Source organism: Chryseobacterium sp. FR054, from assembly GCF_056844565.1.
In genome coordinates this window covers 475,846-499,129 of record NZ_JBXDSA010000002.1, presented here as the reverse complement: position 1 = coordinate 499,129, position 23,284 = coordinate 475,846, and the positions used below count along the sequence as shown (strand labels likewise).

The window sequence follows — 23,284 nt, the reverse complement described above, 5'->3', positions numbered from 1 at the left end:
AAATAGTTTACAAAAATACCTAATTCCTGAAAAAATCATGCAATATATCACCAAAACTATACTAAATAGAATTGATTGAGCTGTTCTTCACACAGGGTCCGGATGACTTCAATCCAGCGGTCTTCGTCATTCAGACAGGGTATATAGGTGAAATTCCGGCCGCCTGCTTCCAGAAACTGCTCTTTTCCTTCAACGGAAATTTCCTCCAGGGTTTCAAGACAGTCTGAAACAAATGCAGGACAGACAATCGCCAGATTTTTAATTCCTTTTTGGGGAATTGTTTCCAAAGTATGATCTGTATAAGGCTCTATCCATTTGTCTTTTCCTAATCTGGACTGAAAGGATACGATGACCTTATCTTTTGGTAATCCCAGTTTTCTGATAACCCGCTCCGTAGTATTATAACACTGGTGCCGGTAACAAAATGGATGACCGGGGTGACTGTCTTTAAAACAGCAGTCGTTCATATTACACGTCTTTGTAGGATCTGTCTTGTAAATATGCCTTTCGGGAACCCCATGATAAGAAAATAATAAAGCATCAAAATTTTCAGGAAGTTTCTCCCGGATACTTTCGGCCAGGCAGTCCGTATACAGATCCCGGTTATAAAAAGGCTGCACATAGTTGATTCTTACACCGGGAAATTTTTTCTTTCTGATCTCTTCTGCTTTTTCAATCACCGTTTCGGTGGTACTCATTGCATATTGCGGATAAAGGGGAAACAGCACAATTTCCGTGATGCCTTTCTCAACAAGATTCCTGATGCCTGTCTCAATACCGGGTTCAGCATACCGCATACCAATCTCAACCGGTATATCCACAATCTTCTGCAGCTTTTTCTGTATCTTTTTTGTTATCACAATAAGAGGTGATCCCTCGTCGGTCCATACCGTTTTATAAGCTTCTGCGGATTTTGCCGGGCGGGTCTTTAAAATAATTCCACGCACCAGCAGTGCCCGAAAAATCCACCGGTAATCAATTACCTTTTCATCCATCAGGAATTCATCCAGATATTCTTTTACATCTTCTACCGCCGTGGATCTCGGAGAACCAAGATTGATCAATAAGATTCCTTTTTCAGCCAATGTTATTTATTTTTTATTAATGAATAATTATGATTTATAGCCGGCTATTCTGCCAATGCTTCTCTGTAAGCCTTCAATGCCCTTTCTCTCGCTTTTGTATGTTCTATGATGGGCGATTCACTATAATCTTCAGGAAGCCATTTCCTGATATACCGGGTATCTTTATCGAATTTTTTTGTCTGCTCATAAGGATTGAAGATCCTGAAATAAGGTGCCGCATCACACCCACAGCCTGCTGCCCACTGCCAGTTTCCGTTATTGGCTGCCAGATCATAATCTAATAGTTTTTCAGCAAAATAAGCTTCTCCCCACCGCCAGTCAATGAGTAAATGTTTGGTAAGAAAGCCTGCCGTGATCATTCTTACCCTGTTGTGCATCAATCCGGTTTCATTCAGCTGCCTCATTCCGGCATCTACAATGGGATATCCTGTTCTCCCTTCACACCAGGCCTTAAATTCCTGTTCATTGTTTCTCCAGATCACATTTTCATATTTCTTTTTAAAACAATGATGAACAACATCCGGAAAATGACTGAGGATCTGCATGAAAAATTCTCTCCAGATAAGTTCATTAAGCCAGACTTCATTATGCTTAACTGCATATTGCACGCATTTCCTGATCGAAATGGTTCCGAAACGGAGTGCAGTTCCGAGATGGCTGGTATGATCCATTGCCGGGAAGTCTCTGTATTTTCCGTAAGAATCTATGATCTCTTTATTCAGTTCCGGTTTTATGAACTCAAGATCTGTTTTCTCAAAACCGATTTCTTTTAATGAAATGATGTCAGAAGCCCCTTTATAATCTCCCAAATGAGCCGGATTTACTGTAACCGTTTCTATATTTTTCAGATTTTCTTTCCATTTCTTAGAATAGGGAGTAAAAACAGTATAGGGAGTAAGATTATTTTTCAGAATATCATTTTTTTCAAATATGACCTGATCTTTAAAGTCTTTCAGCTGAATATGGTGCCTGGAGAGCAGATCTGCTATATCCCGGTCCCTTTGTATGGCCTGCGGCTCATAGTCCCTGTTGCAGAAGACCGTATCAACATTAAAATCCTGAATTATTTTTTCAAAGATTTTCAGTGGGGTACCATGATAAATATAAAGTCCGCTGTTATGATTTTTCAGCTCTTGATGAATCTGCTGTAAAGCCTGATGAATATAATCTACCCTTCTGTCATTTTTATCCTGAAGCCGGTTCAGTATATCAGTATCAAAAATAAAAACGGGAATAACCTTTAAACCTGCATTAAGCGCATGATGGAGCGCTGTATTGTCCTCCAGCCTGAGATCTCGTCTGAACCAAAAAACATTCACTTTATTCATCATCTGTTAAAAAATATAATAAGACCGCTTTACGATATACAAATATACTAATAAATAATTTAAAAAGAACATTAATATACCAAACGTTTAATACGGCATAAATTTTGTTCAATTAAAACAGGATAAAATAATTGTGATGGACCATACAGAAGCCGAACGATTACATTTGCTGAGAGATCAAAAACTTATTGATGAATATTTCAGACTGGTTATAAAAAGGGATTTAAATCTGGATGTTGATGTCAGCAATGAATATGTTATTGTACATAACATTGTTTCAAAAAAATTAATTATTGCCAGGACATTTTCGGATATTACTTTAGAAAATCCTGAGCTTTATTTTTTATTGTCATCTCTGATTCAGGATGTCAATACCCATTCATTAAGCAAAAGCCGGATCATTACCGTATTAGAAAATAAATAAAAAACCCTCAATTTCTGAGGGTTTTTTAATGCTGACTGATATCCCGGACATTTTCTATGCCCTTCCTTCTATATGTTTGGCGACCATTGCCTCCAGATCATCCAGGTTAAAAGGTTTTGAGACATAATCATCCGCCTGTGCTTCTGACGCTAAAGCTACAATATCATTATTAGCCGTAACGTAGATGACCGGAATATGTCTGAATTCCGCAGTGCTTTTGAGAAGTTTTGTGGCTTCCACACCTCCGATTCTTGGAATCCAGTTATCCATCAAAATAACATCCGGCTGATAATCTGTCACTTTTTCAAGGATATCATGTGACGTTTCTGAGATTCTGACGTCGTATCCGTTTTCTTCAAATATGATGGTGATCACTTCTAAAATAGCGGTGTCATCATCAAAAATTAAAATTCTCTTTTTATTCATATTATTTAGTATTATTTTATTCTGAAATATTATAATTGTTTGATACAGTCCGCTAAGCGATCAGGAGTGATGATCAAATCAAAATCAGTTTCTTCCATAGCTTTTTTGGGCATATATTCTACTTCTGCCGTTTCCGGATCCTGAATCCAGACTTTTCCTTTATATTTTTTTATATAGTGCAAACCTTCCACTCCATCGGCATTGGCACCTGATAAAAGGATGCCGACCACGCCTTCACCGTAAATCTCTGCAGCAGACCTGAAGGTAACATCTATTGACGGGCGGGAATAATTCATTTTCTCGGAGCTGTCCAGTGACATATTTTTATTATTCTCAAACAATAAATGATAATCGGCAGGAACAATATACAGTGCATGGTCTTCGAGTTCTGTTTTATCCTCGACCTCTATTACCGGTATTTTGGTAAACTGCTGCAGCAAAGTCTTCAGAATATCTCCGGACTGAGCCTTACGATGAATCACCAGTACGATTGGAATATGAATTTCATCATCCAGATTTTTAATCATTTCAATAATGACCTGCAGACTTCCTGCAGATCCTCCGATAACAATTAACTTTATAGGGCCTGGTGACTTCATTGCGCAATTATTAATGATGATCAATTTTTTTCCAGATTTTCTGATCTTCAACCTGATGATAGTTCCTGTCAATACCGGAAAAACGAAGTGTTTCCTTTGCTCCCAGCGCCAGATACCCCAGATTCTCCAGGCTATTGTCAAAAAGCCTGAATACTCTTTCCTGAAGATCCCGGTCAAAATAAATCAGTACATTTCTGCATATAATCAGCTGGAAGCTGTTAAAAGAACTGTCTGACACAAGGTTATGTGTTGACAAAATAAGTTTTTCCTGCAGGCTTTTATCAAACCGTACACTGTCATAATTGGCTGTATAATAATCGGAAAAATCCTTTACCCCGCCGGAAAGTATATAATTTTCAGAATACAACTTCATCTGCTGTAAAGGAAAAATACCGGCTCTGGCGGTTTCAAGAACTGTGGGATTCAAATCGGTGCCATAAATCAGAGACTTATGATAAAGGCCCGCTTCTTTCAGCAGAATGGCAATGGAGTAAGCTTCTTCCCCGGTTGAGCAGCCTGCAATCCAGATTCTGATCAAAGGATAAGTTCCCAACTGAGGTAATATTTTCTCTCTCAGCATTTTGAAAAAGGAAGGATCTCTGAACATTTCTGTAACATTCACGGTAACTTCTTCAACAAAACGCTTGAAGTATTCGGCATCATTGATAATGGTGTATCTCAGTTCTGCAAAACTGGTAAACCTGTCTAAAAGACATATACGGTTTACTCTTCTTTTGAATGAAGCCCTGCTATAACCGGAAAAGTCATAGCCATACAGATCATAGACATCCCTGATGAGATATTCTATTTCTTCATCTTTTATGATACTTGGTTCCAGCATCTATGAAAGTTTTTCTATGGCCGTTATTAAAAAATCCACATCAATGGGTTTTGAAACATAATCATCAGCCCCTGCTTCCAGACATTTCTGGCGGTCTTCGGGCATTGCCTGTGCAGTAACAGCAATCACAGGGACATGCTTGATTTCGGAGGTATTCCTTATCATTCTCACCGCTTCATAGCCGTCTATTCCCGGCATCATCATGTCCATCAGAACAATATAAGGCAGGGTATCGGACCTGAGTATTTCCAGAGCTTCCTGGGCCATTGTGCAGGACTCTACTGCATATCCACGCGCTTTAAGGGTTAATTTCAATGCAAAAATATTGCGTGGGTCATCATCCACAATTAAGATTTTCTTATCCATCAGAATTTTATCTGTTTAACTTTCATACAACCAAACACGGAGGAGTGATAATAACTGATCAATATCCACGGGTTTTGAGATATAATCCGAAGCTCCTGCCGTAATACATTTTTCACGTTCTCCGATCATGGATTTTGCTGTAATTGCAATAATAGGCAGCCTTTTGAACGCCGGCATTTTTCTTATTTCTCTAATTGTTGTATACCCATCCATTTCCGGCATCATCATATCCATCAGAACCACATCTATATCAGGATTCTGATCTATCTGTTCAAGGGCATGTTTTCCATCCATCGCAACAATGACTTCAACTTTATATTTTTCGAGTGCTTTGGTTAATGAAAAAATATTGCGTACATCATCATCAGTAATGAGTATCTTCTTTCCACTCAGGACTTCCGTTAAAGACCCCAGCATTCTCCCCCTGTTGTTTTCGGGTGAGTCATTCTTTTCTTCCACCAAATGCAGAAATAAACCTACTTCATCTAAAACCCTCTGATAGGAATGTGCTGTTTTTACAACAATAGAATCTGCATACTGCTTTATTTTAAGCTCTTCTTCTTTGGATAAATGGTGTTCAGTAAAAATAATGATCGGGAGATTCTCCAGCCCCTCATGGCTTTTGATTGATTCTATGACATGGTAATCATTTCCTCTTGCGCTTCCCACATCCAGGATAACACAGTCTACAAGGTCGGAAGTCAGTGCTTTTACACTATCTTCAATAGTATGTTCCACTGATAAGGAAATATTGAAATTACTCAGAAAATAGGACAGTGCGTTGGCATGTTTGGCATTTTCTTCAACAATCAGAACTTTCTGAGGTCCTTTTTGCAGTGCTTCTTCAATTTTCCTGAATACATCAGTCATTTGATCCAGGGCCACGGGTTTATTGATAAAGTCAACAGCCCCTTTCATAAGACTTTCTTTTTTTACATGCAGGGCAGACATCATATGTACCGGAATATGTTTTACATAAGGATCCGATTTCAGTTCGTCCATTACTTCCCATCCGTCTTTTACAGGAAGCTGAACATCCAGTAAAATGGCATGCGGGTGATATTGCAGAGCCGCTGAAAGGCCGTAATCTCCTCTTACGACCACAATACCTTTATAGCCGTTTAAATGGGCATATTTCAATAAAGCTTTTGCGAAATTTGTATCATCTTCTATAATCAGAATGATCTTATCCCCTTCCTGAATACTGTCTCTGTCATCCTCCACATCTTCAGGTATTTCCAAAGTGTTGATCTGAACGGCATCCGCTACATCAAGAATATTCTGAATTTCTTCAACATCTTCACGGATGGTTTCTACCAGATCCTCATCGGTTTCGGAATGAACAATTTCCGTTACCGGGTGTACAGGAATAATGAAGCTGAATTCGCTTCCTTTATTCACTTCACTTTTCAGCGTAAGCTCTCCTCCCAGAAGCCTTGCGATTTCACGGCTTATAGAAAGACCCAGGCCGGTACCTCCAAATTTTCTTTTTGTAGATCCGTCAGCCTGCTGGAAAGCTTCAAAGATGATTTTCTGCTTGTCTTCTGCGATGCCTATACCGGTATCTTTTACTGAAAATATGATAAAGTCCGGTTTTTCAGAATGCTTACTGAGATGTAAATCAATGCTTCCTTTTGTGGTAAACTTTAAAGCATTGGATAACAGGTTTCTTAATACCTGATCAATCCGCAGCCGGTCACTTTCAATAATTTTCTGTACATCAGGATCAATTCTGATGTTTAGCGGAAGGGCTTTTTCCTGAAATACAGGACTGAAAAGACTTTTCAGATCTTTTATAATATTTTCAACAGCAACCTCCTGATATTCCAGGGTCATTTTTCCGGATTCTATTTTGGCCAGATCAAGAATCTCATCTATGAGTGTTAAAAGGCTTGTTCCTGAACTTTGAATAACTCTTGCAGATTCTACCTGGTCTTCATTCAGGTTTTCATCGGGATTTTCGGCCATTAACCTGGATAAAAGAAGGATGGAATTAAGCGGTGTACGCAATTCATGAGACATATTGGCTAAAAATTCAGATTTGTATTTGGTGCTGAGTGCCAGCTCCTCTACTTTTTTCTGAATCTCATTGTTACGTTCGGCAATTAAATGATTTTTTTCTTCCAGCAATCGTGAACGTTCTTCCAGCTCTGCATTGGCCTGCATGAGTTCTTCCTGCTGTACTTTTAACTCTTCTTCTGAAGCCTGAAGTTTCTGTGTCTGTGCTTCCAGTTCGGTATTAAGGTTTTCAAGCTCAGAGTGCTGTACCTGTAATTCTTCAGACTGTGCCTGTGTTTCTTCCAGCAGCTGCTGCTCTTTTTCTCTTCCTTTGGCAGCATTCAGGGCTATTCCTATATTCACACAGCATTCTTCAAAATAGCTGATTCTGTCTTCATCAAAATTGGAAGTGGAACCAAGCTCTATAATTCCTATCACCTGTCCGTCTGCAAAAACCGGTATCAGAATGATCCCGTAGATCTTGATGGTGCTGCTGGCAAAGGTTACTACAAAATCATCTTCATGAAGATTATTGTACACCTGTGTTTTTGCATTCGTAAAGGCCTGTCCTACCATTCCTTCACCCGGCTCAAAAGTTCTTTTCATATTGGCCTCCAGCCCAAATGCTTTATTTAGCTTCAGCATACCATCATCAAAAAGATATAATGAGCCGTTGATGCAGTTTCCGTATTCAATCAGCTGACGTAAGGCCTTACCGGAGACTTCCTGTACGGATTTATTTCCTACAAGGGATTCGTTCAGCAAAGCGAGTCCTTTCTGCCGCCAGTCGCTTTTATTAATTTTATCAAAAGACGTTTTCAGCGATTCGGTCATGTGATTCAGGGATCCTACGAGATCTCCGAGATCATCCTCAGCGTTATCCTCTGCTTTTTCACTGTAATCACCATTGGCTACCCTGTTTGCAATTTTTTGAATGGCACTTACCCGGCGTGTCATTTCCTGATCTTTATCTCTCAGCATTTTCTCCAGTTCGTCTCTTCTGATAAGATCTGCACGCATTTTAAAATAGAAAAATGCAGTTACCACGATTGCGGCCAGTGCAGAAAAAACAATAAAGATAACCGTTGTTTCTGATGAACGTATTAAATCTTTATTTTTGATCTCAACCTGACTCTCTTCATACCGTACAAAGTCTTTTACAATTTTACGGCATTCGTCCATATAAGCTTTACCGGTAACAATCTCCTGTTGGGTCATTACAACACCTCTTCGCCTGTTTTCCACCAGATTTTTCAGATTATCCATCACCTGGCCGACTGCTGTTTTTAATCCGTCAAGTCTTGCCTTCTGGTTGTTATCCTGTACACCCAATGACTCTGCCTGCACCAAAGCTTCGGAATATTCTCTCATTCCGCGTTTGTAAGGTTCCAGAAAATCTTCGCGCCCGGTAAGCTGATAACCTCTGTTTCCTGTTTCTGCATCCAGAAGAGCGACCAGGATATCTTTAACAGCCGTTACAGAACGTCTGCTTTTGGACAGGCTCTCACGGTGGTTCATCTGATTTTGGATGCTCCAGTATGAGGCCACTGAACTGGTTATTAAAATCAGAAGTGAAAGGCCTATTCCAAACTGAAGGTTTCGTATAATTTTTCTCGGCATGAAAATTAGTTTAATGGTAGGGTAAAATAAAATGTAGAGCCTTCGTCTACAATACTTGAAACGCCAACGCTTCCGTGGTGCTGTTTGATGATTTCAGCGCATATGAACAGCCCGATTCCCATTCCCTGGAACTGTAATGAAGATTCTTCAACACGATAGAATTTTTTGAATACGGCATCCTGCTTAAAATCGGGAATTCCTATTCCGAAATCCGTGACATTCACTCTCACTTCCTGGGCTTCATCATCTACAAAGGTGGTCACAATCACCTGGTTATTGTCCGGAGAATATTTAATGGCATTCGTAAGGAAATTAATCAGTACCTGTTCTATACGGATCTCATCTAAAGGAATTAAAATATCAGGTTTTGTTCCGTGCCGTTCAATCTTTACCTGCTGTTCATCATGTGTCTGCAGTATTGTTTCAACAGCATTACTGATCACCTTTTCCAGGTTAACCGGTTTTTTATTTATTTTCAGTTTTCCGTTTTCAATTTTAGATACGTCCAGGAGATCTGTAATGAGGCTGTTCAGCTTTTCAATCTGTCCCTGAACTTTTGTAACAAATCCCGCTTCGGGGCTGTCGCTATCTAATTTCAGTTTTCTTTCCAAAAGCTGAACATATGCTTTAATACTGGTTAAAGGGGTTTTTAATTCATGACTTGCAATGCTTAAAAATTCGTCTTTTTCTTTCTCTACTTTTTTCTGATCGTCAATATCAGTAAATGTTCCCACCCAGTTTTTTATACGGTCTTCCTCATATACAGGTGTTATTCTCAGCAAATGATAACGGTAGTTTCCCGAAATAATATTTTTAATTCTGATCTCCAGTTCAAGTGCCTTTCCTTTTTTCCTGCATCTCTCCCATTCTTCTCTGATATTGTAATCATCGGGATGTGTTTCGGGAAAATTCTGTTCTGTATCGGAATACTGATACCATTTACCATTAACAAAATCTACTGTTCCTTCTTCATTGAGAGTAAATGCAATCTGGGGAAGAGACTCCAGCATAAGATGGAAGTGATCGATCTGGGATTTCATCGTCACCTGGGATTCCCGTCTTCCTTTTACTTCCAGCTCCAGATTCTGCTGTGTTTTTTTCATCGCAATATTCTGCTCCTGGAGGTTATAGAAAGTTTTCACTTTAAGCAAAAGAATCTCAGGATCAACAGGTTTGGTCACATAATCTTTAGCTCCGGAAGCATACCCCCGGGTTATGAATTTTTTATCTGTATTAACAGCGGATAGGAATATAATGGGTACGTCTTTCGTTTTACTGTAATCTGCCAGTGTTTCTGCAACTTCAAAGCCGTCCATATCAGGCATCTGAACATCTAAAATAATTAAAGCATAGTCATTTTTCAGTGCTTTGCCAAGAGCTTCTTCACCGGAGCCGGCGGTTTCAACCTGGAAATCTTTGGATTCAAGTAATTTTTGAAGTGAATAAAGATTACTTTGGTTGTCATCAACAATTAAAATCATAGAAATTAAAATCAATAATTAGTTACAGATACTTTAGTTTCAAAAATACTCACAATATTTGAAAAAACAGTAATTTTTACCGTATTACCTGTAAGGATTCGATACCACATTTTATTTTAAAAATATGAATGGCATAAGGATTGAAATTGTTTTAAATATTCCAGAAAATACTTTTTAATTTTCATAAAAAAACAAAACTATGAGAAAAACAGTAAGCTGCATGAATATCGATGTGAAAATTCTTTATTCATTCGGAGGTGAGAGTATGAGCTACAAGCCTAAAGAGTTCATTTTCAGGGAAGGTGAGCATTCGCAATATTATTTTCAGATTATCAGTGGAAAAGTAAAGCTGAACACATTCACGGAAAACGGAAAAGAATTTATCCATAACATTCTGGGCAAAAATCAAAGTTTTGGCGATCCGCTTTTATTTATTGAAAAGCTTTATCCTACCAATGCTGTATGCTTACAGGCCACCGAAGTCGTAAGAATGCCTAAAAATAATTTTATAGAAATGCTTAAGCACCATCCTGATCTTTCACTGGAGATGAATATGTGCCTGTCACAAAGATTATATTATAACAGTTTAATGGTCAGCAATATGGCATCCTCTGATCCTATCCAGCGCCTTAAAGGATTATTGGATTATCTTAAAAGTTATTATGACGGGGACTGCCAACACTGTTTTCCCATAGAACTTACCCGCCAGCAGATTGCTGATCTTACAGGATTGAGGGTTGAAACCGTGATCAGAACAGTAAAAAAAATGGTGAATAAGGAAATGATCAAACTTGAAGGCCGCACCATTCTGTACTGATTCTCCAATTTACCGGATCCCGGATACAATAAAACTGAATTTTTGATTCTAAAAACAAAAAAAGATCACAAGTAAACTATATTATATATATAAAAAATCAACGGCCGGAATCTTTAAAGGCTCCGGCCGTTGATTAATCTGTGTTAATTTGTTTTTTTGCGCCATTCTGCTTTTACATCTTCAGCGGCATCTTTGGTTTTCTCCCAGGCTTCATCTGCTTTATCCTTAATATCTTCCCAAGCATCGGAAAAATTTGATTTTACTCTTTCGAGCCAGTCTTCCTGAGTAGCTTCCTGATCATTATCTCTTTTTTCACTGATATAATCTTTCGCTCTGTCTGCCAGCTCACCGATTTTCCATTTTGCTTCATCAGCCGCATTTTTCAAAGAATTTTTTGTTTGGTCTACCGCATTTTCCGCTTTGTTGTAATCTGAATTATTCATAATATAATATTTTAGTAATTGGTATATAAATAAACAATCACCATGCCTAAAAAGCAATTATTATGTTAAAAAAATCTTAAAAATAATTATCTCAAATGATTTTGTATGTATTCTTCATTTTCCGGATATTTTTTTAAAGAAATAAATATTCAGCAAAAACTGGCTGTAACCGTAAACAGCATCTTCAATCGGGATCGTTCCCATTCTAATACCCAAAAAGTCATCAGGATTATAGTTAACAACCGGCGAAGGAATTAAAGACCCCGTGAGAATTCCGTTGACTGCAAAAAAGCCAGGCATCAAAATCAGATAAACAAAACTTGCCCTTCCTATCCATTCCTTTTTAGCAATAAAATGCAGATAACCAAGTGTGCATATGGTTACGATTACGGTTAATAAAGTATATATTCTCTCATGGTAAAGAAGCCCTGCAACACCGAGAACAATGAAGGCTGTAAATACAATAAGGTTATTTAAAACATCAGCCCGGTCCGTAGTATAAAACTTTTCGACACAATAGTAAGTGAAAACACAGGCAAAAGGAATACAGTAAAAGAACAGCCATTCTTCAATGGGAAGCCCCGCAATTTTAAATCCTAAGGTATAATTAAGGTTAAACCACCAAACCCCTCTTGCGGTGAACCATATATCCCAGATAATAAAGGGGATCGCCACAATGGTGGATGACAACAGAAACTTTCCGAAGAGTTTATCAAACTGTATCCGTCTGTCAAAAGAGGCTAAAAAACATATAATGACCGTGAAAAAGTTAATCAGGATATAAGTATAAGGCATCATTTTTTATTAAAATACATATTAAAATATTTAACAGGAACCCACAGAAAGCCGAAGCACTCCCCATTTTCTTTTCCCAGATGTTTATGGTGCTGTTTATGAGCCCGCCGGATTGCAAGGAAATACGGATTTTTTGTCCGGGTAAAAACTTTTGCTCTCTGGTGGATAAAAATATCATGTACAAAGAAGTAAGCCATTCCGTAAAGGCTTATTCCCAGGCCGATAAAAAACCAATAACTGAAATCCTGTTTTACTCCCAGGTATAACAGAGCAATAGCGGGGCTTGCAAAAATGAAAAAGAAAAGATCATTTCTTTCAAGTTTCCCGTTATGGCTATGATCATGATGATCCCGGTGCAGATTCCACAAAAAGCCGTGCATAATGTACCGGTGGATCATCCAGGTAGCTCCTTCCATAGAAATAAACACCGCCAGAACGATCAGAAAATTCATTTTACTTATGTTTATGATTAAAAAGATCATCTAAAACCCTGTATCTGAAATCGAAAATACTTTTGAGTTTTTCTTTTATGAATAACGAATGGGTTATTCTTCCTAAAATCCCAAACGGGAGTTCGTAATCCACAGTATCTTTCATCAACACTCCATGATCATTAGGAATAAATTCATGAAAATGATTCCAGTATTTATATGGTCCTTTTTTCTGAAAGTCTGTAAAACTTTTATAATCTTCTACCTGGCTGATGATGGTCTTCCACTTCATGGGAATTCCCAACAGGGGAGAAACTTTGTAATCTATTTCCATTCCTTTAAAAATGGGTTCGTCCTGAAATGGTGAAAGAACCACAAAATTCATGCTTTCAGGGGTTATTTCCGATAAATTATGAGGAGATGAAAAAAACGCCCATGCTGTTTCAATGCTGCAATTCAGCTGTTGTTCTCTGTATAATCTGTACATCATTTATTTTATTATTGATCTTTAAGCCTTCCAAAAATTACTTTTAAAACAGAATTCTGCGATCAGAAATAAGCAGATTTATACCGTATATAGCTTTTAAACGCCAACAACAACTTTTGTGAGTTTGCAATTCTGATTCTCTGCTGCAATATATTCCGGGAACTTGTTTTCTTTATTTTTTCAAACAGAGACAGGTAGTATCTATAAGCCAGATAAACTCCAAAAACGGAAGAGCCCGGCAGTTTTTTTATTCCCTGTAATGCTTCTTTAAATTCCTCTTCAATTTCTTTTTCTATGCTTTCTTTTACTGTATTATCGAAAACAGACATATTCAGGGAAGGGAAATAGGTGCGTCCCAAAATCTGATAATCATCTTTCAGATCCCTTAAAAAATTAACCTTCTGAAAGGCAGATCCCAGCTTCATAGCAAACGGTTTAAGCTTTTCATACTGCTCTTTATTTCCCTCTGTAAATATCTGCAGACACATCAGTCCTACCACTTCCGCAGATCCATATATATATTCTTTGTACAACTCAGAATTATAATCAATTGCATGAAGATCCATTTCCATGCTGTACAAAAACCGGTTGATCAGCTCTGCATCAATATCATACCGCCGGACTGTTTCCTGAAATGAATTCAAAATGGGATTAAGTGATATTCCATCTTCCAGGGCATCAAAGGTTTCGTGCTTTAAGCGCTTTAAAAGCTTTTCTTTATCATAGCCATGAAAACTATCTACAATTTCATCCGCAAGACGCACATATCCATAAACAGCATACACAGCAGGTCTGATGGAAGGCTTCAATGCCAGTATTCCCAATGAAAAGCTGGTACTGTATTTTTGAGTAGCATACTTACTGACTTCGTAAGACAATTCATCAAACAATTTTTTCATATTATTTTATTTTAAGTTTACTGACTTCGGATGCTACAATTTTCCCTGAAATTACTGACGGGGGAACTCCCGGTCCCGGAACTGTCAGCTGCCCTGTATAAAAAAGGTTCCTGACTTTCCTGTTTCTTATTTTGGGTTTTAAAACCGCTGTCTGTGACAAAGTATTGGATAATCCGTAGGCATTTCCCTGATAAGCATTATAATCCGAAATAAAATCATTTACACAATAGCTCCTTTTATATTCAATTCTGGAAATAAGATCACGTTCCCCGGTATGTTTTTCAATTCTTCCGAGCATTTCCGCCAGATATTTTTCTCTTACAGATTCTTCATTGTGTATTCCGGGTGCCAGAGGTAACAGTAAAAAAAGATTTTCACAATCCCCGGGAGCAACGTCCGGATCTGTTTTTGAGGGGCAGCAAGAATAGAAAAGCGGTTTAGCAGGCCATTTCTTATTTTTATAGATACAGTCTATATGATTGTCAAGTTCATTTTCAAAGAAGAGGGTATGATGCTTCAGACGAGAAATTTTTCCCCTGATCCCCAGGTAATAAATAAGACATGAAGGGGCAAAGGTTCTGTTTTTCCAATATGTGTTGTTATAGTTTCTGAGTGATTTAGGTATTAATGTTTCTGTATGATGATAATCTGATGAGGCAATGACGGCATCGAATTCATAATCTTTATCCTCTACGGTTAATGAAGCAGCCTTTCCATTGATAATATTAATCCTTTTTACCTCATGGTTAAAATGAAAAATTACCCCCTGTTTTTCTGCCACTTTTTTCATTGCCTGAACAAGCTGATAAAACCCTCCCATAGGATATTTTGTTCCCAAAACATATCCTCCGTAGTTCATAAGGCTGTAAAGAGCGGGAATATGCTGAGGTGAAGCTCCAAGAAATATAACAGGAAATTCCATCAGGGACCTGAGCTTCGGATCAGCAAAATACCCGGAAACATATTTTCTGAAATTAGTTACAAGATTAAGTTTCAGTGCATTTCCTGCTATTTTTAAAGTAGCAAATTCAAGCCAGCTGTAACAAGGTTTTGTTACAAAGTCTTTCATTCCGATTTCATACTTAAATTGTGCAGACTTCATAAATTTATCGTACTGTCCGGCTGCTCCCGGCTCTATTTTTTCAAACAGCTTACGGATTTCTTCATTTTTTTCAGGAACTGAAACCTTTTCTTTTGAAAAAACCATTTCAAACTGGGGATCTAAAGAAACCAGATTAAAAAAATCAGATACTTTACAGCCAAAATCAGCGAAAAAGCTTTCGATAATGTCCGGCATCCAGTACCAGCTTGGCCCCATATCAAAAACATATCCTTCATCTGTCTTAAATTGTCTTGCCCTTCCGCCCGGCTGGTCGTGCTTTTCAAATACATGTACTTCATTTCCGGATTTCGCGGCGTATGCAGCAGCAGAGAGACCGGAAAATCCGGATCCAATTACCGCAATTCTCTTCTTTAAGTTTCCCGTATTCATTTTATTTATTTAATAGTTGTAGCTGGTATTTTTAATACTGAATCAGTTTAGTTTCCTATATGCAGCATCCAGCAGATCCCTGGCTTCCAGATTCATACGGTAAAAATAACCGTGGAATTCATCCAGCTTAGAGAGTATGGCTATGAGCAGCATCTGTTCAGAATGAGTCAGGTTTCCTGCTAGAATCCTTGAAGCTTTTCGGATTTCCTGTATGTGTTCTTCCAGTATGGCGAGCCCCTTATCTGTTATCCTGATATATTTTTTTCTTTTATCGTTTTCAGAGACGGTCTGTCTGGCCCAGCCATTACGGATCAGACGGTTAATGATAAGTATGCCTGAAGATTTCTCGTGTACATTATATCTTATCAGTTCCATTTTTGTCATAGCTCCCATCGTTTTAAGGCTTATCAGATAAATAAAGTCATTCCGGCCTGAGAAAACGGAATTACCCATTGCCGACCGGGCATAAGTTTTAGCATATATGCCTATTCTTATCAATAGGGTACTGATGATACTATCAGAGCTTAATCCCGGCTCTTCCGCTGTGCATTCCTCTCTTTCTGCCTCATCATCATCTTCAGATGAAGCATTGATCCATTCTGTAAACCCTTTAAGATCGTTACTGTATATCGCTCTACCTTCGTTTTGTTCCATAAATTGCCGAACAAGTTCCACAACTGCTTTTAGAAGATCAAAATTCATATCGAACAAATTAGAATACAAATATACCTATAAAAGATCATAAATATACTTTTTATTTTATTTTATTTTTGGATTTTCAGAATTCTCTAAATACTTATAATAAGACAATCTCAAAGTGAAAAGAAAGCAAATACCCTGAAATGCAGTAATGAAGCACAAAAAAACCTGCCTTCAGAAAGACAGGTTGGAATGGATTTAATTATTAACAACTATAATTAAATAGAATATTAATAATCCGGCTTTTTTATAAATGAGGCTTATTTTAATACCAAACTTAATAAGTCATAAGAATAAAACCTGACCTTCAATCAGTTGTAATCATTTAAACAGAAGCATAGCAGTACAGACACATCCAGCGTCCTTCACCATTAGCAGCCTCTGCGTCAAATAAATAAAGTCCTTTACTGAGAATGTATTCTCTCTGGCTTTCTGAATTTCCACCGCCGGAAACAGTGGTTATATAGATAATGGTTCCGTCGTGTTCAGCGCTGTACAAATTATTTCCTTTTGCGGTAAGTTCTGCCAGTGTTAATCTTGGCGGCAGTAATCCATCCGCTTTCAGAGCTTCTTTTTTGGCCGTTATGTCCAGAGTAGCCTTTGGAGTATCAGTGTTAATACCGGTTTGAGCAGACAAGCATGATGCCGCAATAATGAAAATAATACTTAAAAAAGTTTTCATGTTGATTATAAATTAATTGTATATAAGTTTTTAATAACTTCAGTTCGGGATCATCCTATTTAACATAAGAAAATCCTGTAAATATAAAACTTTTAAAAATTTACTGGATAAACGTTTAACTAAATTTAATAACCATTATATAATAATGTAACAATATGGTAACATGAAAATAATCATTTCATATTAAACATTTGAAATACAGGGATTTATATATTAAATAAAAATTCCGCGAAATTACATTATTTTATTAAACCACCAAAAAAAAACAGCTATTGTTTTTCTACTATTTTATGAAATACTTTTGCATATTAAATCATGATATGAAAAGACCTTCTATAAAAGATATTGCTTCACTGGCAGGCGTTTCCGTCGCCACGGTATCTTATGTTCTCAACAGAAAAGAAGGACAGCGCATCGGTGAGGAGACGCGGAAAAAAATTTTTGAAATTGCTGAAACGATTAACTATACTCCCAACAAGATCGCAAAAAGCCTTAAAACGAATAGAACTAAACTGCTGGGACTTATTGTTGCAGATATTTCCAATGAGTTCTACTCGCATATGGCAAGAAATCTGGAAGATAAAGCCTTAAAGCTTGGATACACCCTGATCATTGGCAGTTCTGATGAAAATGCAGAAAAATTTAAAAAACTTACAGAACTGTTTTCGGAACAGCAGGTGGACGGGATGATCGTTGCCCCGGTAGCGGGATCTGAACAGACTCTTGAAAACCTTATCAATATCAAATACCCCATTGTAACTATTGACAGGTATCTGAAAGGGGTTGCCATTCCCGGGATCACGATTGATAATCAGGAAATAGCAGAGAGTACCGCCGGCTTACTGATCGGTAAGAATTTTAATAAAATAATCTATGTAGGTTATGAAACTGAGCTTTCGCATCTGCTGGACCGTCAGCACGGTTTTGAAAAGGCCGTAAGAGCATCAGAAAACCCGGTGGAAGCACACTATCTTTTGGTAGGGCTTGAGAATATAGCACAGGAAGTGCATTTAAAGCTTGGAAAGATGCTGGGTAAGACACCGGAAAACACAGCACTCTATTTTTCCAGTAATAAGCTTGCAGTAGCCGGTCTTTCGTATATCGTCAAAAATAATATAAAGGTTCCGGAACAGGTATCGGTGGTAGCATTTGACGAAACGGATGCCTATGATCTTTTTCCTACTGAGATAACTTATATCCAACAGCCTATTGAAGAGATGGCGGAAGAGGCGATCAAGCTGCTGGATGGGCAGATCAGCAATTATACAGTAACAGGGAAAAAAGTAACCCTGTCGGCAAAGCTGATCTCAAATGCTTCTTTAAAATAACCCAATTACAGCCAATCATTTTTTTTATATATTAACTTAAACGTTTAACCAACTATGAATACAGTAAATAATAACTACGTGGTATGCTTTGGAGAAGTTCTTTGGGATATCTTCCCTTCCGGTTCCAGAGCTGGCGGTGCCCCATTCAATGTAGCTTACCATCTTTTTAAAATGGGAACTGACGCAAAAATGCTCAGCAGAATCGGAAATGATCATTTAGGTTATCAGCTTCTCAGCAAGATTGATCAGTGGGGAATCACAACAGATTTTATACAGGTGGATCAGGAAAGGCCCACAGGAACTGTACTTGCTGATTTTGACGAACATGGGGAGGCTCAATATGAAATTGTAAACGGGACAGCATGGGATTATATTGAGGTGCTTCCAAGCCATACAGATCTGATTCAGGGTTCCAGGGCATTTGTTTTCGGAAGTCTGATTGCCAGAAATGAAGTTTCCCAAAAAACATTACTGGAACTTTTAGAGCATTCAAAATTCAGGGTATTCGATGTGAATTTCCGTCCTCCGTTCATTGATTCTGACTTCATTAAAAAGCTATTGCATAAAGCCGATCTTGTTAAAATGAATAAGGCAGAACTCAGAACAATTCTGCAATTTCTCGGTGTGGATTATATTGATGAAGATACCAGCATCAGGCATCTTCAGAATTATTTTGACCTGAACGAAATTGTTCTTACCAAAGGGAGTAAAGGAGCGCGATATTTTGTGGGTGACACTTCTTACAATTTCCCTGCAGTTCATATTAAAATTGCAGACACGGTAGGAAGCGGAGATTCATTTCTTGCAGGATTTCTTTCTGAAAGAATTCAGGGAAAATCGCCGGAAGAAATTATGAAACAGGCGACCTCATTAGGAGCTTTTATCACTTCCAAATCCGGAGCCTGCCCTGATTATACGTACGAAGAATTCAAAACATTCCGAGAAATTAACTGCTGTAAAACTTCTTAAAACAGATCCTATGACTACTCCAAAATTCACAGATAAGAAATATTATATTGTTCTGTCTTTCGTTACATCCCTCTTCTTTTTTTGGGCTATTGCGCTTACAATGGGTGATGTTCTGAATAAGCATTTCCAGAATGTCCTTCACATCTCCAAATCCAAATCCGGTCTGGTACAGCTTTCCATTTTTGGTGCTTATGCACTTATGGGAATTCCTGCGGGCCTGTTCATGAAAAGATTTGGTTATAAACCGGGGGTAATTTTAGGACTGTCCCTCTTTGCCCTCGGCTCTTTCCTATTTATCCCGGCAGCTGATACCTCTTCTTTTGATTTTTTCAGACTGGCTCTTTTTGTTCTTGCCATGGGAATGGCAACCCTTGAAACCGTAGCTCACCCGTTTGTAGCGGCTCTGGGCGATGAAAGAACGAGTGACCAGAGAGTCAATTTCGCCCAGTCTTTCAATGGTCTGGGAGCCATTATCGGTCCTCTTTTAGGCGGATATTTCATTTTCGGAACCCCGGATTCCGGATCAGGATCCCTGGATTCTGTAAAAAATCTTTATACATGGATTGGTATGGTGATTCTGATGATTACGCTTATCTTCAGCTTCATCAGAGTTCCCGATCTCAAAGATCCCCATGCAGAGGATAATAAGGTTTCTGAAAGTGGAAACGGTGAAGATGTTTCTGCTTCAGACCCTGATGCGCCCCTCTATAAACAGCGGCATTTTATATCTGCTGTCATCGCCCAGTTTTTTAATATTGCTGCTCAAGGCGGAACATGGGCTTATTTTATCAATTATGGAGTGGAAAAGATGCACCTTCCTGAAATACAGGCATCCTATTATTTTTCTTTGAGTATGGCCATGATGATGGTGGGAAGATTCATCGGAACCTTTTTAATGAGATTCATTGCTCCCAACAAATTGCTGGCCCTATTTACAGCATGTAATATTATTCTCTGCCTGGTTATTTCCCAGAGTTTCGGATGGATATCATTTATAAGTCTTATTTTACTCAACCTGTTCCTGAGTGTAATGTATCCTACTATTTTCAGTCTCGGCCTTAAAAGATTGGGATCAAAGGTTCAGCAGGCTTCCTCATTTCTGGTTATGGCGATGTTTGGGGGTGCTGTTTTCCCTCCGGTCATGGGCAGAATTGCAGAGAAAGATATCGCTCATGCTTATCTCCTTCCTATTCTGTGTTATGGGGTCATTTTATTGTTTGCTTTAAAATTCTATAAGCCTAAAACCTTTAAGTAGTTCCTATGAAAACAAAGATTTTATGGATCTGGTGCATTTTGCTTGTATGCATCAGCAGGGAAACGAATGCCCAGATAATCATCACCAACAGGAAGTTTTCGCTGGGTACAACCGGAAGAATCGGGGCAGGATATTCTCCGAATGCGGATGGAAAAACAGGAAGGCAGCTGAACCTGAATAACCAGGGATCTTTGGGAGGAAGGATGGATCAGGGAGATTATGTTGACTTTTTACCTGCTTTCCACTTTAGCCCTGTGATTAACGGCGACAGTAGCAAAACTACAAAGATCGATATGCAGGCAAGGCTGAGCTTTTATTCCGGGGGAACTTTTCTCGGAAATGTAGATTCAAAATCTAATCAGGGGATGATTATAGCCTTACCGGAAGCATTCGTAGAGGCAAGAAATATTATGGGAAGTGACTGGGATGTATGGGCGGGATCAAGATGGCTGAGATACGACGATATCCATATTGCGGATTATTTTTATTTTGACGACCATTCGGCAACGGGCTGGGGAATAAGACACAAAAACACCCGGTTTTCCATGTTCTTTCCTGCGGCAATTGACACGGCAGCCAGTAATTCTACGCCATATTCTTACACCAATGTCATCAGCGGAGCAAAAAACCTGATCTACCGGCAGAGAGAGGTATTCGTTATGGAACAGGTATTTCCATTTAAAAATTCAGGCCATTCTCTGAAACTGCTCGCAGAGTTCCATCATGTAGAAAAATCAGGAGAAAATTCCATCGAACAGTATCCATCTGACCGGGGCTGGGTTTTCGGAGCTAAATTAAATACTCCGCTGGCTACAAAAATTTCAGGTTCATTCAATCAGCTTTCTGTAAGATACGGAACCGGAATTGCCAATGGCGGCGACAATGGAAACACACAGACCTGGCGGACCTATGGCGCACCTGATGAACTGACAAAAACATACAAAGGGGCTTATTCTCTTACATTGGTTGAGCATTTCCTCTGGAATATTTCAAACCGATGGTCGCTTAATCCCTACGCCGTTTTCACCAAAAGTAAAGGCGGATCACCGGGTAATGATAAAGCTGAGGATTATTATCACCGTGAAATTTTCAACAGAAAGACAGAATTCAATACAGGAATAAGGGCCACCTATTATTTTAACAACTGGCTTCATCTTCTTTCTGAATTGCATTATGCTTCAAGAAAAAACGGAACACAGGATGCTGCATCAATGGTAAAACTGGTTCTGGCTCCCACCATTGTTCCTACTGCAGAACGAAGTGTATGGGCAAGACCCCACATCCGTTTTATTGCAGAAGTATCCAGATATAATGATCTGGCCATGAACAGCCTTTATTCACCGTTTTTACAGCAGTCCGGAGCAAAAAGATTCGGAACTTATTTCGGAATACGAACAGAATGGTGGATTTTTTAAAAATAAAATAAAAAAATGAAAATGAATGTAAAATTAGGAGCTTCCCTCCTCTCCTGGATCACTCCGCTATGGAATGCAGAGTCCGGAAAATATGCTATTAAAAAAACCGCACATGCCGGGTTTGATCTTATCGAAATACTGCTGCCAAACTCAATGGACTTTGATGCTGCTACGGTAAAAAAGCAGCTCAGAGAGAACAGCCTGGAAGCCGTATGCTCATTAAACCTTCCCAAAGAAGCACATATTGCTTTTTATCCTGAAACCGCAGAAAAACTCATTAAAAAAGCAATTGATAAAGCTGATGAACTGGAAACTCCACTGCTGGCCGGGGTATTACATAGCGGAATAGGAGTATTTACCGGAAAACCTATCACAGAAAAGGAAAAAGAGATTATCTGTGAAGTATGGTGCAATGTGGCAGATTATGCCCAAACCAGAAGCATAGATATTGCCATAGAACCTGTTAACCGTTATGAATCTTACGTCTGCAATACGGCAGATAATGTTCTGGAACTTATTAAAAAAGCTGGAAAAAGCAATCTGTTTCTTCACCTTGATACGTTTCATATGAATATTGAGGAAAACAATTTTTATGAGCCGATCATCAATTCCGGGAAAATGCTGAAGCATATTCATGTTACAGAATCTCACCGCGGTATGTTGGGAGAAGGAACCGTTAACTGGGAAGCTTTTTTCTCTGCGCTGGAAGAAATCAAGTTTGAAGGGAATCTTGTTCTTGAAAATTTCAGTTCTTCAGTTCCCGGTATGCAGGAAAAAGTTTCATTATGGCAGCAGTCGCCCTATGACGCACAGGAACTTGCCGAAGGGAGTCTTGCCTTTTTAAAGAAACATGTGGGGAGATAGTCATTCAATAATTCACCTTCATTTTCCGGCTGTACTATTAATCAACATGATTCCGGGTTGAGGATAATCAGATTCATCAATTTAAGCCGGCCGCAAGTATAATGTAAAAAATTATACAGCTGTATTTTATTCCGGTTGTATTTGTGAAAGGTCAACACCTAATTTTGTAAATTCTTTCTGTCCCTTTTCGGTAATGTAATAATGCCGGTCGATAGGATTATCCTTTGCAATCCAGCCTTTCTCAACAAACTGTTCCAAGAGAAGCTGTCCTAATTTTCCGCCAATATGCTCATAGCAGGTTTTGGCCGGTTTTCTGTTGTCTGATTTGCTCATATGTCTGGGTTTGGGTAAAAAAATACTGTATTATGTTCCAAAACAGGATTTTCTCAAATTTACAGAAAACCGATCAATGACCATATGAAAATGACAAAACATTTTATATTCAGGCTAACTGAAATTTCTGCTCAATCCATAACTTCTGCTCTTAATTCCACGTTTTAAAAAGTTCCAAAACAATAAAATCCGGTCTGATCTGACGAC

General features: G+C 38.5%; 24 protein-coding genes. 7 read left to right on the top strand and 17 right to left on the bottom strand.

All coding sequences use genetic code 11. The features are described from left to right. Window positions 1-56: 56 nt before the first annotated feature. The gene (hemH, locus tag AC106S_RS09635; protein ID WP_482438859.1) at window positions 57-1,085 is read right to left on the bottom strand and encodes a ferrochelatase; all 1,029 of its coding nucleotides are present in this window, start codon (window positions 1,083-1,085) and stop codon (window positions 57-59) included. Window positions 1,086-1,129: 44 nt separating this feature from the next. Next, a complete protein-coding gene (locus AC106S_RS09630) occupies window positions 1,130-2,416 on the bottom strand; it encodes a cryptochrome/photolyase family protein (protein WP_482438858.1) in 1,287 nt (428 codons plus the stop codon). A gap of 133 nt (window positions 2,417-2,549) precedes the next feature. Here AC106S_RS09630 and AC106S_RS09625 point away from each other — a divergent pair, with 133 nt between their 5' ends. Further along, on the top strand, window positions 2,550-2,837 hold the full coding sequence (locus AC106S_RS09625) for a hypothetical protein (protein ID WP_482438857.1): 288 nt from the start codon (window positions 2,550-2,552) through the stop codon (window positions 2,835-2,837). Between the two features lie 54 nt (window positions 2,838-2,891). Here AC106S_RS09625 and AC106S_RS09620 read toward each other — a convergent pair whose 3' ends face one another. From AC106S_RS09620 to AC106S_RS09595, 6 genes are read right to left on the bottom strand one after another with little or no spacing between them, the layout of a single operon-like run. Continuing rightward, entirely contained in the window at window positions 2,892-3,263 is a 372-nt protein-coding gene (locus AC106S_RS09620) for a response regulator (RefSeq protein WP_482438856.1), read from the bottom strand. Between the two features lie 29 nt (window positions 3,264-3,292). Then, the gene (locus AC106S_RS09615) at window positions 3,293-3,862 is read right to left on the bottom strand and encodes a chemotaxis protein CheB (protein ID WP_482438855.1); all 570 of its coding nucleotides are present in this window, start codon (window positions 3,860-3,862) and stop codon (window positions 3,293-3,295) included. Between the two features lie 10 nt (window positions 3,863-3,872). Beyond that, window positions 3,873-4,703 carry a CheR family methyltransferase gene (locus AC106S_RS09610; protein ID WP_482438854.1) on the bottom strand — a complete coding sequence of 277 codons (831 nt, stop codon included), beginning with the start codon at window positions 4,701-4,703 and terminating at the stop codon, window positions 3,873-3,875. Then, window positions 4,704-5,069: a response regulator gene (locus AC106S_RS09605; RefSeq protein WP_482438853.1), complete on the bottom strand. Its 366-nt coding sequence runs from the start codon at window positions 5,067-5,069 to the stop codon at window positions 4,704-4,706. 15 nt (window positions 5,070-5,084) lie between these two features. Then, window positions 5,085-8,687 (bottom strand): response regulator, encoded by a 3,603-nt coding sequence (locus AC106S_RS09600; RefSeq protein WP_482438852.1) that lies wholly within the window; start codon window positions 8,685-8,687, stop codon window positions 5,085-5,087. Between the two features lie 5 nt (window positions 8,688-8,692). Further along, window positions 8,693-10,168 carry a hybrid sensor histidine kinase/response regulator gene (locus tag AC106S_RS09595; RefSeq protein ID WP_482438851.1) on the bottom strand — a complete coding sequence of 492 codons (1,476 nt, stop codon included), beginning with the start codon at window positions 10,166-10,168 and terminating at the stop codon, window positions 8,693-8,695. A gap of 199 nt (window positions 10,169-10,367) precedes the next feature. Between AC106S_RS09595 and AC106S_RS09590 the strand changes: the two genes are divergently transcribed. Next, window positions 10,368-10,985 (top strand): Crp/Fnr family transcriptional regulator, encoded by a 618-nt coding sequence (locus AC106S_RS09590; protein ID WP_482438850.1) that lies wholly within the window; start codon window positions 10,368-10,370, stop codon window positions 10,983-10,985. Window positions 10,986-11,128: 143 nt separating this feature from the next. On the opposite strand, the gene AC106S_RS09585 is transcribed toward AC106S_RS09590, so the two are convergent. The 8 genes from AC106S_RS09585 to AC106S_RS09550 form a co-directional block, all read right to left on the bottom strand. Beyond that, entirely contained in the window at window positions 11,129-11,428 is a 300-nt protein-coding gene (locus AC106S_RS09585; RefSeq protein WP_482438849.1) for a hypothetical protein, read from the bottom strand. Between the two features lie 114 nt (window positions 11,429-11,542). Then, the gene (locus tag AC106S_RS09580) at window positions 11,543-12,226 is read right to left on the bottom strand and encodes a lycopene cyclase domain-containing protein (protein ID WP_482438848.1); all 684 of its coding nucleotides are present in this window, start codon (window positions 12,224-12,226) and stop codon (window positions 11,543-11,545) included. Beyond that, complete coding sequence (locus AC106S_RS09575) at window positions 12,223-12,675, bottom strand: sterol desaturase family protein (protein WP_482438847.1); 453 nt, start codon at window positions 12,673-12,675, stop codon at window positions 12,223-12,225. Before AC106S_RS09575 ends, AC106S_RS09580 begins: the two co-directional genes overlap by 4 nt. Before the next feature lies 1 nt (window position 12,676). Further along, window positions 12,677-13,144 carry an SRPBCC family protein gene (locus tag AC106S_RS09570; RefSeq protein ID WP_482438846.1) on the bottom strand — a complete coding sequence of 156 codons (468 nt, stop codon included), beginning with the start codon at window positions 13,142-13,144 and terminating at the stop codon, window positions 12,677-12,679. Window positions 13,145-13,203: 59 nt separating this feature from the next. Further along, a complete protein-coding gene (locus tag AC106S_RS09565; RefSeq protein WP_482438845.1) occupies window positions 13,204-14,040 on the bottom strand; it encodes a phytoene/squalene synthase family protein in 837 nt (278 codons plus the stop codon). A gap of 1 nt (window position 14,041) precedes the next feature. Next, window positions 14,042-15,532: a phytoene desaturase family protein gene (locus tag AC106S_RS09560; protein WP_482438844.1), complete on the bottom strand. Its 1,491-nt coding sequence runs from the start codon at window positions 15,530-15,532 to the stop codon at window positions 14,042-14,044. Between the two features lie 42 nt (window positions 15,533-15,574). Next, window positions 15,575-16,186 (bottom strand): MarR family winged helix-turn-helix transcriptional regulator, encoded by a 612-nt coding sequence (locus AC106S_RS09555; RefSeq protein WP_482438843.1) that lies wholly within the window; start codon window positions 16,184-16,186, stop codon window positions 15,575-15,577. 370 nt (window positions 16,187-16,556) lie between these two features. Then, complete coding sequence (locus AC106S_RS09550; RefSeq protein WP_482438842.1) at window positions 16,557-16,913, bottom strand: hypothetical protein; 357 nt, start codon at window positions 16,911-16,913, stop codon at window positions 16,557-16,559. A gap of 320 nt (window positions 16,914-17,233) precedes the next feature. Between AC106S_RS09550 and AC106S_RS09545 the strand changes: the two genes are divergently transcribed. The 5 genes from AC106S_RS09545 to AC106S_RS09525 are packed head-to-tail and all read left to right on the top strand — an operon-like array spanning window position 17,234 to window position 22,744. Continuing rightward, window positions 17,234-18,241 carry a LacI family DNA-binding transcriptional regulator gene (locus AC106S_RS09545; protein WP_482438841.1) on the top strand — a complete coding sequence of 336 codons (1,008 nt, stop codon included), beginning with the start codon at window positions 17,234-17,236 and terminating at the stop codon, window positions 18,239-18,241. Window positions 18,242-18,295: 54 nt separating this feature from the next. Further along, a complete protein-coding gene (locus AC106S_RS09540; RefSeq protein ID WP_482438840.1) occupies window positions 18,296-19,210 on the top strand; it encodes a carbohydrate kinase family protein in 915 nt (304 codons plus the stop codon). Window positions 19,211-19,220: 10 nt separating this feature from the next. Next, a complete protein-coding gene (locus AC106S_RS09535; RefSeq protein WP_482438839.1) occupies window positions 19,221-20,465 on the top strand; it encodes a sugar MFS transporter in 1,245 nt (414 codons plus the stop codon). Window positions 20,466-20,470: 5 nt separating this feature from the next. After that, window positions 20,471-21,880, top strand: coding sequence for a carbohydrate porin (locus tag AC106S_RS09530; RefSeq protein ID WP_482438838.1), 1,410 nt, complete (start codon window positions 20,471-20,473; stop codon window positions 21,878-21,880). 21 nt (window positions 21,881-21,901) lie between these two features. Next, a complete protein-coding gene (locus AC106S_RS09525; RefSeq protein WP_482438837.1) occupies window positions 21,902-22,744 on the top strand; it encodes a sugar phosphate isomerase/epimerase family protein in 843 nt (280 codons plus the stop codon). A 126-nt stretch (window positions 22,745-22,870) separates the two neighbouring features. Here the strand turns inward: AC106S_RS09525 and AC106S_RS09520 are convergent, their stop codons facing one another. Further along, window positions 22,871-23,077, bottom strand: coding sequence for an ArsR family transcriptional regulator (locus tag AC106S_RS09520; RefSeq protein WP_482438836.1), 207 nt, complete (start codon window positions 23,075-23,077; stop codon window positions 22,871-22,873). Window positions 23,078-23,284: the final 207 nt, after the last annotated feature.